This window comes from Acinetobacter sp. TY2 (genome assembly GCF_046269225.1).
In the GTDB taxonomy this organism is placed as follows: Bacteria; Pseudomonadota; Gammaproteobacteria; order Pseudomonadales; family Moraxellaceae; genus Acinetobacter.
In genome coordinates this window covers 1-13,574 of sequence record NZ_JBJZOR010000042.1, presented here as the reverse complement: position 1 = coordinate 13,574, position 13,574 = coordinate 1, and the positions used below count along the sequence as shown (strand labels likewise).

At 40.2% G+C, this 13,574-nt stretch carries 9 protein-coding genes and 4 pseudogenes; 12 read left to right on the top strand and 1 reads right to left on the bottom strand.

Going from position 1 to position 13,574, the window contains the following annotated elements; all coding sequences use genetic code 11:
* The first annotated feature begins 650 nt into the window (after positions 1-650).
* The 11 genes and pseudogenes from ACK1JC_RS16430 to ACK1JC_RS16380 all read left to right on the top strand — a co-directional run bounded on the left by ACK1JC_RS16430 (position 651) and on the right by ACK1JC_RS16380 (position 12,850).
* Positions 651-1,850 carry a tyrosine-type recombinase/integrase gene (locus tag ACK1JC_RS16430; protein WP_409512911.1) on the top strand — a complete coding sequence of 400 codons (1,200 nt, stop codon included), beginning with the start codon at positions 651-653 and terminating at the stop codon, positions 1,848-1,850.
* Between the two features lie 33 nt (positions 1,851-1,883).
* Entirely contained in the window at positions 1,884-2,105 is a 222-nt protein-coding gene (locus ACK1JC_RS16425; protein WP_086374384.1) for an antitoxin HicB, read from the top strand.
* A gap of 436 nt (positions 2,106-2,541) precedes the next feature.
* Positions 2,542-2,808, top strand: a pseudogene (locus ACK1JC_RS16420) (transposase family protein); the annotation flags it as partial.
* Positions 2,809-2,897: 89 nt separating this feature from the next.
* A pseudogene (locus ACK1JC_RS16415) lies at positions 2,898-3,349 on the top strand (IS3 family transposase); the annotation flags it as partial.
* A gap of 55 nt (positions 3,350-3,404) precedes the next feature.
* Positions 3,405-4,235, top strand: coding sequence for an ISL3 family transposase (locus ACK1JC_RS16410; protein WP_409512910.1), 831 nt, complete (start codon positions 3,405-3,407; stop codon positions 4,233-4,235).
* Between the two features lie 402 nt (positions 4,236-4,637).
* The gene (locus ACK1JC_RS16405; protein ID WP_092692956.1) at positions 4,638-5,876 is read left to right on the top strand and encodes an efflux RND transporter periplasmic adaptor subunit; all 1,239 of its coding nucleotides are present in this window, start codon (positions 4,638-4,640) and stop codon (positions 5,874-5,876) included.
* A gap of 10 nt (positions 5,877-5,886) precedes the next feature.
* Positions 5,887-8,970, top strand: a complete 3,084-nt coding sequence (locus ACK1JC_RS16400; RefSeq protein WP_092692958.1) for an efflux RND transporter permease subunit — start codon at positions 5,887-5,889, stop codon at positions 8,968-8,970.
* On the top strand, positions 8,963-9,289 hold the full coding sequence (locus ACK1JC_RS16395; protein WP_092692960.1) for a DUF3240 family protein: 327 nt from the start codon (positions 8,963-8,965) through the stop codon (positions 9,287-9,289). The genes ACK1JC_RS16400 and ACK1JC_RS16395 overlap by 8 nt, the downstream gene beginning before the upstream one ends.
* A complete protein-coding gene (locus tag ACK1JC_RS16390; protein ID WP_092692962.1) occupies positions 9,286-10,593 on the top strand; it encodes a TolC family protein in 1,308 nt (435 codons plus the stop codon). The genes ACK1JC_RS16395 and ACK1JC_RS16390 overlap by 4 nt, the downstream gene beginning before the upstream one ends.
* A 239-nt stretch (positions 10,594-10,832) precedes the next feature.
* Positions 10,833-11,495, top strand: coding sequence for a response regulator (locus ACK1JC_RS16385; RefSeq protein WP_409512909.1), 663 nt, complete (start codon positions 10,833-10,835; stop codon positions 11,493-11,495).
* On the top strand, positions 11,495-12,850 hold the full coding sequence (locus tag ACK1JC_RS16380) for an ATP-binding protein (protein ID WP_016165442.1): 1,356 nt from the start codon (positions 11,495-11,497) through the stop codon (positions 12,848-12,850). The genes ACK1JC_RS16385 and ACK1JC_RS16380 overlap by 1 nt, the downstream gene beginning before the upstream one ends.
* A gap of 315 nt (positions 12,851-13,165) precedes the next feature.
* On the opposite strand, the pseudogene ACK1JC_RS16375 reads toward ACK1JC_RS16380, so the two are convergent.
* A pseudogene (locus ACK1JC_RS16375) lies at positions 13,166-13,329 on the bottom strand (IS256 family transposase); the annotation flags it as partial.
* Between the two features lie 167 nt (positions 13,330-13,496).
* Between ACK1JC_RS16375 and ACK1JC_RS16370 the strand changes: the two are divergent.
* Positions 13,497-13,574: pseudogene (locus ACK1JC_RS16370) on the top strand (IS6 family transposase); the annotation flags it as partial.

Here is a 13,574-nt window from a genome sequence, read left to right as displayed (position 1 = left end):
AAATGGCCGAAGACTTTTATAAGTTGGCTGCCTAGAATCTCCCAAGGGAAAGTCTCCTGATAATTCAGCGTATATCAGTAACATGAGTGATGTGTTGTGTTGATACCTTAATTGCATCGATTTCCCGTTTTAACTTTTTCTGATGTTCAATTTCTTCTTTTTGCTACTTCTTAACTAGAGCCTCCAATTTTTTTCTTTCAAGTTCTTCTACTTTTGATAAGTTCTGATTTTCTTTAAGCGGCTTGGTATGAATTGCTGTTTTCTTTTTTTTGAAGCTCGGCAACCTTGATTTGATATCTAGAAAGTTCCTGCTCTTTACGGCTAATTTCAGAATTAACTGTTTATTTGAATTCTATTGAAGATAATAAACTAGTTTAGCTAAAGGGAAACATCAAGAAAGGCCATCCTAAATTTTTTACAATGGACTGAATAAGGCTTATTTAAAACTGACTAAAGAAAAAGGGGTGTTGGGAACTTAAAGTAAAGGTGGTACTTAAACTGGTTACTAAATATCGAGTAGTCTCGATAATAAATATATAAAATAATAACTTACAATTTAATATGATGCGTATCATACGCATCATATATAAAGCGTTCTATTTTGATATAATTGATCCAATCAACCCATTATTAGGTTTAATTTAAATTCCATGAGTCTTACTGAAATTAAAGTTCGCCAAGCTCATTGTAAGGAAAAAACCAGTTTTTTATCCGATGAAGATGGGCTTAGCCTGAAGATTGAGCCGAGTGGAAGAAAATCTTGGTGCTATCGCTATACAGATCCACAAACTAAAAAACGTCGACGCATTCAGTTAGGTCTTTATCCTGATTTATCGCTGAAAAAGGCACGACAAGTCAGAGATGACTTTAAAGACAATGATTTCTGTTTTGAACATGATACTGCCTCTAATGTCATCACCTTTGGTAAGGTTGGGGAGGAGTGGTTACAGTTCAAACTGAAAAATGCCTTCAACGATCTACCCCGCTGTGGTGTACTACAGTTAGCAGAAAGATGCTTACAGCAAGATATTTATCCAGACCTTCAGGATCTACCTTTTCAAAACATCAAGCGTTATGACCTGGTTTCAGTAATCAAAAAAATAGAGGGACGCCAAGTAAAAGAACCTGTCAAGAAAGCTTGTAGTTATTTGAACCAAATTTATGACTACGCTGTAGCGATGGGTTATTGTGAATTCAACATCGCGCATGGTTTAAATAAAATCGCCATTAACAGTAAAATCAAGAAAAATTATCCGTATTTGAAAGCGGAGGATATATCTGATTTTAAGTATAAATTACAAAAATTGGATGCCCATCCGATTATTAAAAAAGCACTGATGTTTAAATTATATACTGGAGTGCGAGGAGCTGAATTGTTATTGTCTGAGCCTCATCATTTTGATTTAAATGAAAAAATATGGAAAATACCTGCCTTGCATATTAAACAGTTTCGACGAAAAGTCATATTAGGCCATGAGATTCCAGATTTTTTAGTTCCACTTTCAAATCAGGCTTTAGAGATTTTAAAAGACGTCATGCAGTGGTCATACGGTGAAAAATACCTTTTTGCTAGCCCACGCAAATACAATCAACCGATTCATTTTAATACTCTAAATATGGCCATACGTAAGATGGGGTATGGCAAACATCAATTATCTTCTCATGGATTACGTTCTACTTTTAGTACCATTTTGAATGACTCAGGTTTGTTCCAAGATAATTGGATTGAGGCACAACTTTCACATATTGATAAGAACCGTACCCGTGCCAGCTATAATCACGCTGACTATTTAGCTCAACGGACTGAAATGATGCAGTGGTGGGGTGATTATTTAAGTACTACTAAATGAAAATCGTACTTTTATACATAAACTTAAAACATTATGGGGTGTCAAATGGATAGTAAACAATATACTTACCGTGTTACATGGTCAGCAGAAGATAATGAGTATGTTGGGTTGTGTGCTGAGTTTCCATCATTGTCTTGGCTTGATGCGGATCAGTCTAAAGCATTCTCAGGAATAGAGGAGCTCGTTGCTGATGTTGTCGCTGATATGATTAGCAATAATGAAAAAGTTCCTACACCACTCTCCGGAAAAATATAGTGGTCAGTTTATTGTCATTATTCTCAGTGGTTTAACAAAAACTAGCCCTCGAAGCCGCAGAACGTAGTGTGAACATGAATCGTTTAGTATCAGTAAAAAGAGCTATGTAATTTTAGTCTGTACTAATGTCTAGTAGGAGTGAGTGATAGAGCAGGAACAAGAACTTATGCTTCATATATTCTGTAAATCGTATGAATTAATAGGTATTTTTAAAGAAAGTTTCTTTGATTTAGTGCTTTTTATTTAAAAAATTAATTTTTAAATACAACTTAGGCTAATTGATAAACACTATCTGGAAAGATTAAAAGAAAATATTTTTTAATTTCTGCTAATTCATTTAAGGCAGGTTCCCTTTCAAGCAGTTGAAATGTCCAAATAAGTACAGCCTGATGATTAGACCTCTTGCGAAAGTAAAAACTGCCTCAATATAGATTTCATGAAATATCAGAAATTAAATCGTTTTTCAGATTCTGAATTCCAGCGCTTGGTTGGTGTACCTCGAGCAGTTTTTAGTGAAATGGTCGAAGTTTTAAAAGAAGCAGAATCACTTAAAAAGAAATTAGGGCGTCCTCATACTTTAGCTATAGAGGATCAATTATTATTAACACTCAATTACTTACGGAGCTACAACACCCAATTGGAATTGGCGGCAAATTACCATATCGCTGAAAGTAATGTGAATCGAACTATTAAAAAGGTTGAAGTGATGTGGTTCTAGGATTTTAGACCACGCCTATAAGTGATAATCTACTCCCCAATAAGCATGGGAAATGCTTGTTTTTGGAGTCAACCATGACACGAAGAAAACGTCGTAATCATTCAGCAGAGTTTAAAGTTAAAGTTGCTCTCGCAGCAATTAAAGGCGACCACACACTCGCTGAACTTTCTACTCAATTCGACTTACATCAAAACCAAATAATTGATTGGAAAAATCAACTGCTTGAGCAATCAATCAATATTTTTTCACGACCAACAGCACAACAAGAACCTGAGATTGACCTCAAAGCTCTACATGCCAAGATAGGACATCAGGCATTGCAAATTGATTTTTTAGAAGGTGCGCTCAGAAAAATAGGGCAGCTGAGCGGCAAAAAATGATCGATAAGACCCATCAACTTTCGGTACGACAACAATCGCAATTGATTCAAATCAATCGCAGTACGTTGTATTACAAGCCCAAAGAGATTTCATCAACTGATTTGAGTTGGATGCGTCTAATCGATGAAATTCATCTCGACTACCCTGATGGGGACATATCGTTGTGTCATCACCAACCTTGCAATGAACAGCTTGTATGACATGCTGCCTGAAAGGACTCAAGACACCTTGATGCCATACTTTGCCAAAATGCCTGATGCAGATAAGGTAGAATGGATTTGCAGTGATATGTGGCGACCATTTAAAAAATCGTTTCGTCTACATCTACCTAATGCTAAATTGGTCATTGATAAATTTCATGTGGTTAGAATGGCAAGCGTAGCGTTAGACACTGAGCGAAAAAATTTACAGAGTGGAATGAATCGCTATGCTCGATTGAATATGAAAAAGCATTTACGATGGATACTGCTTAGACGACCAAACTCATTGACCGAAGAACAATTAGAAGTCTTGGCTCAACTTGAAAAAATTCATCCTGAGTTTAAAGAAGCTTATGATCTCAAAGAGCAGTTTTATAATATTTATGAAGCAACGACTAAAGACGATGCAATACAGAGATTTAACAATTGGGAAAGTGATATTCCCAAGCATTTAAAGTCTTTCCGTGATGTTGCTAAAACAGTCAATAATAACTTTGAAGATATATTTACTTATTGGGATGCACCCGTCAGGATTACTAATGCTTATACTGAGGGACATAATGGTATTACAAGAGTAGCGAACCGAATGGGGCGTGGCTATACTTTTGAAGTACTTCGAGCAAAAATGTTGTATAACAAAGTAGCCCGATCTATTACGACCTTAACTACTCCATCATATTCACCGAAACAAACCAAAGGTGATGAAGGTTTAGGTACATTTCCAACCAAACAGGATAAAATTAAGTTGGAATATGGTGCTTATATTCCAACCTTGGTTGAGTTATATGGTGATGATGAAGATTTGGATGAAGAATTAATTTCAACCATGTAATGCAAATAGCCTAAAAATAATTGATTTCAATCTGAATCAATTCAGATTGAAATCGTGCATGATTAATTTTGCTCTAAAAAAATAATGATTAAAATTTATAAAGTAAAGTAGATGAATGTATTTTCACGACATTGTAGGGATATTTATTAACTGGCCCTTTAACGGAGATGAAATTTTGTGACTGAGTATATTCTTGAATTGATTTAAGCAAACTCATTGCTTCTCGAGATAAGGGGGATATGGTTTTCTTTTTCCGCCTTCATCTGCTCTTTAGAAATAACCGAGATATTATGCTTAGGTGGAAATTACCCTTTAGATCCTGAAAAAATTGGATTTCCAAACTTAATTAGATCTTAAGAACTTAAATTTATCCTGAGAGAAAATATTTTTGAGGGTAGATCAGTGAGTCAACAAGTGAGTGTATTACGAAATAATAAAATATTTCTCAGTATTTGCACATTGGTCTTGGTAATTTTAGGAGTTTGGTGGGCGAGCAGTTCACTATTTAATAAAAATAAAGCGGAAAAATCAAAGCCACAAAATGTAACCGCCAATGAAACAGAAACCATAGATGTCTCTGGTAATCAGATTTTAATTTCGCCCACACAGATTCAACAGGCAGGTATTCAATTACAAACTTTAGGACAAGCGACAAGTGATGTACAACTTGCACTGACTTTGCAGGGGCAAGCGCAGTGGTCACCTCAAAGTAAAGTGGTCTTAACCAGCCCGATAGCGGGGATAGTTCAACAGGTACTGGTGCAACCTTTAGCCGAAGTGGGTCTCCATAATCCTGTACTGGCCATTCATAGCCCTGATTTAATTCAGATTCAAAATGAAATTTTACAAATTCGTGCACAACTGCAATTGGCCAGCCAAAATTTGGCACGTGAACGCAGTTTATATGCTGAAGGGATTATTGCTGAAAAACGTGTACAGGAAGCCCAGAATGTAGTGCAACGACTGAATATTGATTTGAGTGCCAAGCAACGCATGTTGCAGTTTATGGGAGGAAGTAGCAGTCAGGGACTGAATTCCGTAGTGTATGTTAAAAGTCCCGCCAAAGGCAGTGTAGAAAGTTTACAGGTATCTGCAGGTCAATATGTAGAAACCGGCGCAGTACTGGGTCAGTTGGTGAATAGTGATCTACCTTTGCAATTAATGTTGCAAGCCCCTTTAGCGGATAGCAAATATATCCAGATTGGCGATCTGGTTAAAGTTGAGGGGTGTGAAATTACTGGGCAGGTACAAAAAATTGCACCAGCACTTTCAGACAATACGCAATCTCAAAATGTTTTAGTTCAGATGAATGCCAAGGATAACTGTTTAAAAGTACAACAGTTTATTAAAGCGAATATTCAAAGCCATAACCCGACAACAGAAACTGCATGGGTAATACCAAGTACTGCCTTGACTTTAAAAGATAACAAGCACTTCATTTTTATCAAAAATCAAAATGGTTTCTTTGCAATGCCGGTGGAATTGGTGGGTGCGAACCAGCAGCAAAGTCATGTGATTGGAAACACATTAAAACCTGGAATTCAAGTTGCTGTGAATGGTGTCGAACGTCTAAAAGCCGTTTGGTCAGGTTTCGGTGCAGAGCAGGCACCACCTGCCAGTAGTAGCACTGCGATGAAATGAGGTTAGGCACATGTTAAAACGTATTATTGCATTTTCACTGAGTCAACGAATCCTAATGCTGTTATTGGGTGTGGCAATCAGTGTTGCAGGTTATTTGGCATTTACAAAATTGCCGATTGATGCCTTTCCCGATGTATCAAGTACACAGGTTCAAATTGTGATGAAATCTCCTGGCATGACGCCAGAAGAGGTGGAAAGCCGTATTGTGGTACCGATAGAACAGGAAATGTTGGGAATTCCTCATCAGACTGTATTACGTTCACAATCTAAATATGCCATTGCAATCATTACCCTGGATTTTGCAGAAGGGACAGATCCTTATTGGGCCCGACAACAGGTCAATGAGCGTTTGACTGGAGTCATGTCAGCTTTGCCTGGCAATGCCTCTGGTGGGATTGCGCCTATGACGACGCCATTAGGTGAATCTTTTATGTTCACTTTACATGGCCCTATGAGTGATATGGAAAAACGAACCTTGCTCGATCGGGTCGTCCGTCCACAGCTCAGAAAAATTGAAGGGGTAGCGGATGTCAATGTCCTGGGTGGTTTGGCACGTACTTTTGAAGTGACACCCAACCTGGATGCTCTGGCATCAAGAGGTCTATCTCTTGATCAGTTAAAACAAGCAATTGAATTAAATAATGCAAGTGACGGTGCCGGTCGTCTGAATGAAAATGGAGAATCATTACTGATTCGTAGCGATAGTCGTGTCACCAATTTACAAGAGCTGGGTGAGATTATTGTTTCCAATCATCAAGGGACACTGGTGCAAGTGAAGGACATTGCCGATGTCCATACCGGTGCCCTTACCCGTTACGGGGCAGTGACCGAAAATGGTCAGGGTGAAGCTGTTCAAGGGATTGTCCTTACTTTAAAAGGCGCCAATGCACGTCAGGTTGTGCAAAGTGTGCGTGAACATTTGCAGGACATTGAGAAAAACTTACCCCCGGGCGTTACGATCAAGCCTTTTTATGACCGTGGTGAACTGGTGAATCGTGCCATTCATACCGTGAGTAAAACCTTGATCGAGGCGATTGTACTGGTCCTGATTTTATTGCTGTTGTTTTTAGGCAATTTAAGAGCCGCTTTGGTTGTTGCCGCGATTTTACCTTTATCTGCGTTGAGTACCTTCTTAATGATGCGTCAGTTTGGATTAAGTGCCAACCTGATGTCATTGGGTGGCTTAACCATTGCTATTGGTTTGCTGGTCGATGCGGCTGTTGTGGTGGTGGAAAATATCGAAATGCAACTGGCAGATGCACACGAGTCCAAACACCGTTTGTTTTTACCGTCGCTGAACGTCATTTATCGCGCGGTTTGTGAGGTGGCGGTGCCGGTGACCGCAGGAATGATCATTATTATGCTGGTCTTCATTCCGTTGATGACGTTGCAGGGGCTGGAAGGGAAGCTTTTCTCTCCGGTGGCGCTGACCATTGTCTTTGCACTGTCGAGCTCACTGATTTTTTCATTAACAATTATTCCGGTGCTGTGTTCTTATTTCTTGAAATCTCAAGCACATCACACGCCATATATTGTTGCTAAGCTGGAACAGGCATATAGCAAGGTATTAAATGCAAGTTTAGCTCATCCGAAACGTGTTTATGCTTTGGCCGGAGGCGCTTTGGTGGTTGCTGCACTTATTTTCCCACTCATTGGTAAGTCTTTTATGCCAACCATGGATGAAGGTGACACCATATTGCAGCTGGAAAAAATGCCATCGATCAGTCTGCAAAATTCAATTGCACTTGATCTGGACATTCAAAGAAGAATTCTAAAACAAGTTCCAGAAGTGGCCCGCATTGTGGCAAGAACAGGCTCGGATGAACTGGGCCTGGACCCCATGGGCTTAAATGAAACCGATAGCTTTGTCATTTTGAAACCGCAAGATCAGTGGCAGGGACAAAGTAAGGAGCAGATTTTAGCCAAAGTTCGCCATGTATTGACTGACGTTCCTGGAGTCAATCTGACCTTTAGTCAGCCGATTGAAATGCGGACCTCAGAAATGTTATCAGGTGTACGTGGAGATTTAGCAGTCAAAATTTTTGGTACCGATTTAGACCAGCTAAATCAGCTGTCTAAGCAAATTTCTACCGTTCTACAAGGGATCAAAGGCAGTGAAGATGTCATGACGTTGGAAAATTCCGGGGTGCAATATCAGGAATTACGTATTCGTCGTGATATGGCTGTTCGCAATCAGCTAGATAGTCAAAGCATACAGGCACAACTCAAAATGCTCATCGAAGGGCAGCAAATTAGTTCGATTATTGAACAGGGTCGACCGGTTCCGTTGATGATCAAAGGTGATCCGCGTCTGGGGCAATCCAGTTTTGCCCTTGCAAATATGAATTTACCTGTTGAAAACTCAGCGGCTGTACCATTGTCCTCTTTAGCAGAAATGGTCAAGACTGAAGGTGTCGTTAAAATTGACCGGGAAAATGCTTCAAGAATGTCCGTTGTCCGTGCCAATGTGCGTGACCGCGACCTGGTCGGTTTTGTCGAGGAAGCAAAACAGCAGGTTGCCCAGAGAGTTAAATTACCGGCAGGATATTCATTGAAATGGGGTGGCCAGTTTGAAAATCAACAACGTGCAGCAGCGCGTCTGATGCTGGTTGTCCCTGCAGCGTTGACCATGATTTTTTTCCTGCTCTTTACAACTTTAGGTTCTGTTCGTCAGGCAGTACTGGTTTTTGTGAATATTCCCTTTGCTTTAATTGGTGGAGTCGTGGCCTTAGCCATTACCGGTGAATATTTATCGGTGCCTGCTTCGGTCGGATTTATTGCATTAATGGGGATTGCTGTACTGAATGGTTTGGTGATGATCGGTTATTTTAACCAGCTCATTTCACGCGGCATTGCAATTGAAGAGGTGGTTCGTGAGGGAGCTATGCGACGTTTACGTCCAGTGATGATGACTGCAAGTATCGCGGCTTTGGGTTTAATTCCCTTGCTCTTTACCACTGGGCCAGGTGCTGAAATTCAGCGTCCATTAGCGATCGTGGTAATTGGCGGGTTAATTTCCTGCACCTTACTGACGCTGATTTTACTTCCTAACTTGTTTAAACAATTTGGTTTAGTGCGAGATATTCATGTCTGAAATGTGCCAACTCTCTATCAACATCTCCAGTGATATTGCGGAAGAATTAATGAGCCATTTATGGCTCATTCCCGAGATTGTGACAGGATGTACCTGTATCCCGGCACAAGGTTTCGGCAGCCACCAACATTATCGCAACATTCAAGAAAAAATTCGGGGTGCAACTGAGCGTAATTTGATTCTGTTGATTTTACCCCTCGCAACTGTGCCTTTAATTTTAGCCCATATCCAAAAGAAATTTAAATCAAGTGACTGTTTCTATTGGGTATTACCAACCATAGCATCGGGTTATGCTGGTCAAGGAAAGGTGAACGAATGAAACCAGAGATAGCTACTCAACCCCGTTTGCTGGGTAAAGCCTTATGTTTAATAGGCTTGGGCTGTTGTGTGATGATGGCTTCTGTCGTCTCCGCGGAACCCGCTTTGGATCAGGTCTTGCCACCACTCGATGCGATCAAGCAGAGCTTGTCACAGCATCCAACTGTTCGGTCGGCAGTCTCGGATCAGGACTATGCCAATTTTGCAGGACAAGGGCTAAAACTGGGCCATCCCTGGACCGTACGTGCGGGGATGCAGCTTCGTAACACCGATGCCCAGGATGGTCAAACAAAGTCCAATAGTTATGAGCCGAACTTTGGTGTTGAAAAGCAGATTCGTTTGCCTGGCAAATACCGGCTGGATCAGGATTTGGCGCAACGAGGGATGAGTATTGCAGAATTAAAATATGAAGATGCCAAACATGAAGTTGCCAAAACCTTGCTGAATCAGTGGTTTGCCTATATGCGTAGTGCTTTGCAATTGACACGCTTAGAGGAACAGCAGGCAAGAATACAACACTATATGCAAATGACCCAGCAGCGTATCCGTGCTGGAGATGCCCCACGACTGGAACTGATGCTGCTCAGCAATGAATCTCGGCAAATCGAAGAACAATATATGCAGGCTAAAACAGCTTACTACCAAGCACAGCAGCTATTGTCACGTGATTATCAGGGGAAAATTCCAGAACACTGGAGCAGTGATGTCATCAAAATTCGCCCACTCGAATATACACAGACTGAATGGATACAGCAGGTTTTGTCTGCTAACCATGAGCTTGAGTTGGCCAAAACGCAGGCAGCACAGCAAGATGCGTTAGTCAAAAGAGAGAAACTCAATCGGGTAGCTAATCCTACGGTCGGAGTGGGCTATAGTCGTGAGCAGTCAGGCATTGAAAATTTGATGAGTGTGAGCGTTTCAATTCCACTCGCCAGTCGGCAAGTGCGGATAGCTTCTGGTATGGCCATGGCGGAAGCTCAAAAGGCCAATTTTGAGATCGGACGAGTAGAAAACCGTTTGCGTCAGGAAACGCAATACTGGTTCACGCAGATGGAGTCGGCAACTGTACGGAGTGAGCAGGCTCAACAGAATTTGGCACAGTTACAGCAACAACATGGATTGATGCAAAAAGCATATAAGCTCGGTGAATTGAGTTTAAATGAACTGTTACTCCATTCGCAGCAACTGGTTGATGCGCGTGGTCGAATTGATCAAGCCAAAATTGATTATGCAGAAAGCTTGAGTTTGCTATTGCTGAATTCACATCAACTATGGCCTTTACATGAGGATCATCAGGCAGAGTAAAATATAGTAGAGTGCTGATACATCAATGCCCTGTGTGGTCATTATTCGGCTGGTATTCTGTCTTTTTGGGGCCAGAGTATAGCTGATTACTTAATTGAGCAGCACGGTAAAAGCTTGATAAAATAGTATTTTACGAAAATATTTCGGTGCTATGTCTTTCAGAATTCAGCTATAGCTGTCGTTTTCACGGAAATAAAATTTAGGCTTGCAAGAAGTAGAATGAGAGGGGGAGCTCAGACGTGAGAATATTGTTAGTTGAAGACGATGTCTTACTGGCTAAGGCGACAGCACGGGGCTTAGACCAAGCGAATTTTGTTGTTGATATCGCCACCACAGCAGAACAAGCCTATCATTTTTTGGCGAGTTATGATTATCAGTTTATTTTGCTTGATTTAGGTTTGCCAGACAGGAATGGATTGGAAATTTTAAAGTCACTGCGTCGTAAAAAGAATAAAGTAGGCGTTATTATTTTGACTGCTCAGGATGAAATTCAGGAGCGAATTTCCGGTTTAGATGCTGGGGCAGATGATTTTGTAGTTAAACCCTATGATTTGTATGAAGTTATTGCACGGATTCAAGCAGTATTACGCCGTATTTCAGGAGAAGTGAGTGATTTGATTCAGATTGGCAATATTGCGGTTAATAAAGCGACTAAACAGGTACTGAGAGATCACACTGAAGTTGAATTAACCCCGAAAGAGTTTCACTTGCTAGAACTATTTATCCTTAACCGTGGCCGGATCATTTCACGGGAGAGTATAGAAAACTCATTTTATGCCTATGATGCAGATGTGAGCAGTAATGTGATACAGGTTTATATTCATAATTTACGGCGTAAGCTGGGAAAAAATATCGTGCGCACTGTACAAAGCTTTGGATATATTATGGATGAAAATTATTAATGGCCAATTTCATTCGCAGTTATTCACTGACCAGACGTCTATCATTTATTTTAATGGTCATCACCGCCAGTGTCTGGGTGGGTAGTTTAGGTTGTATTTACTGGGGAATGCAGCGTACCGCGAACAATATTTTTGATAAATCACTGGCTGAAACAGCCCATGCTTTACTTTCGACTACTTCAAGTTCACTGGCGGGGCAAATCCCGGATCATACGGTCATCGAGAAAGCTCAAGGGGAGCATTATAATCAGATTATTTTCCAGATCTGGCATCGTAATGGCAAGTTGATTTATCGTTCGGTTGGCGTTGGCACACATCCGTTTGTCCAGCAAGCCAACTTTGGCTGGATTAATATTCACAATCAAACCTATCGCAGTTATTCGGTTTGGGACAGCACCCACACTATACAAGTACAAATTGCACAGGTCTGGACTATCCGTCAGGATATCCAGAGAGATATGCTGTTATTTTTAATAGGGGTTTCAGCATTTTTTTTACCATTATTGTCTTGGCTGATTTTGCAGACCGTACGTAGCAATTTGTCCACTGTATTCAGTATCAGTCAAAATCTGGAAAAGCAGTCGATTGAACATTTAAAACCCATCAACCCTGTCGTGCCCAAAGAAATCGAACCTTTGGTGAAGTCATTAAATACATTATTGAGTGAAGTTGCAGAAAGCATGCAACGTGAAAAACGTTTTACCTCAAATGCAGCCCATGAGTTACGTACACCTTTGGCGGCGATCCGTCTGCATGCACAAGTTTTGCAGAGTGCACGTTCGACTGAGGAGGCACGAGAAGCAGCTGAGGACATCATGATTGGCATTGATAAAACCTCGCGAATGATTACACAGTTACTAACCTTAGCCCGGATTGAACCCAATGCTCATCAAATTCAAGGCTCGGTCGATCTCGTTAATGTGATTCAAAGTACTCTTTCGATGATGGATTTTCAGCTTTGTCAAAAAAAAGTTGACTTACAGTTACAACTGGAGTCAGCTCTAGTTATGGCTCAACCTGAGCAATTGGAAATTATGCTCCGTAATCTTTTAGAGAATGCCATCATCTATCGTAGTTATGAACGCCCGTGTGTCATAAAAATCAGTTGTGGCTGTGTTAAAAATTATAGCTTTGTGCAGATTGAGGATAATGGAATTGGTTTGGATGAAGCACAAATACCTCTGATTTTCCAAAGATTCTATAGGGTGAATCAGAACAGTGTCATTATTGGCAGTGGTCTCGGCTTATCGATTGTTAAGCAAATTGTCGATTTATATCACGGAAAAGTTGAGTTACATCGGACAAATGCTATTGGTGGTCTTATGGTTAGGATTGAATTTAACCAGCAGAACTAAATAATGGCGCTATTTACTGGGCTGAGAAGTAGTTTTCAAAATTGAAGATTGGGGTGCCATAACTACTTATGGCTATATAGCGACAGAGGTAAAAAAGCCTACTGTCCTACACTCATATATTGCAGCATAAGTCTGATAAAAGCAGTAATATAACTTATGCCACTTAAAGTGAGGGTGATATTAGAGTCTGTAACTCATTTTGTGTAAGTCCGATTTTTTATAAATGATCATTTAATCAACCATCGAAATGAATAGTAAATCAATTCATTGCTTAAAGTCATGAGTAGTAATGCCACATAAGATTGGCAATGTCTATTTCTTAGCAGGATTTAATGTTGCGAAGTAAATTACTTCTTTCTTCATAGAATCATCGGAAGAAAAGATTTTTCTTTTCTTGATTGACGGATCACACTATTCAATGACTCATTTGTATAAATTGTATGATGTACTTTAGCAGGATAGCTAATGTCTCCTCTGATACAATGGTTGTCCCTGAAGGTAGTATATGTCAACAAATTCACCAATCTTTACATAATGTAAAAGTCTTTTGGAAGCAGAATAAGGGTTCATCAGATACTTAAAATGGCACTGTTGCAAATAACCACGAATGGTAAGCTGAAGACTGTTTTAGCTAAAGGTGCAGCATATGAATCCTTTCCATGGTCGGCATTTTCAGGGCGAAATCATTCTTTGGGCTGTGCGCTGGTATTGTAAATATGGCATT

Bases quoted from the DNA above. Each gene is read 5' to 3' on its own strand.
- ACK1JC_RS16430 (WP_409512911.1), top strand. From the start codon at position 651: ATGAGTCTTACTGAAATTAAAGTTCGCCAAGCTCATTGTAAGGAAAAA.
- ACK1JC_RS16425 (WP_086374384.1), top strand. From the start codon at position 1,884: ATGGGGTGTCAAATGGATAGTAAACAATATACTTACCGTGTTACATGG.
- ACK1JC_RS16410 (WP_409512910.1), top strand. From the start codon at position 3,405: ATGCTGCCTGAAAGGACTCAAGACACCTTGATGCCATACTTTGCCAAA.
- ACK1JC_RS16400 (WP_092692958.1), top strand. From the start codon at position 5,887: ATGTTAAAACGTATTATTGCATTTTCACTGAGTCAACGAATCCTAATG.
- ACK1JC_RS16395 (WP_092692960.1), top strand. From the start codon at position 8,963: ATGTCTGAAATGTGCCAACTCTCTATCAACATCTCCAGTGATATTGCG.
- ACK1JC_RS16390 (WP_092692962.1), top strand. From the start codon at position 9,286: ATGAAACCAGAGATAGCTACTCAACCCCGTTTGCTGGGTAAAGCCTTA.
- ACK1JC_RS16380 (WP_016165442.1), top strand. From the start codon at position 11,495: ATGGCCAATTTCATTCGCAGTTATTCACTGACCAGACGTCTATCATTT.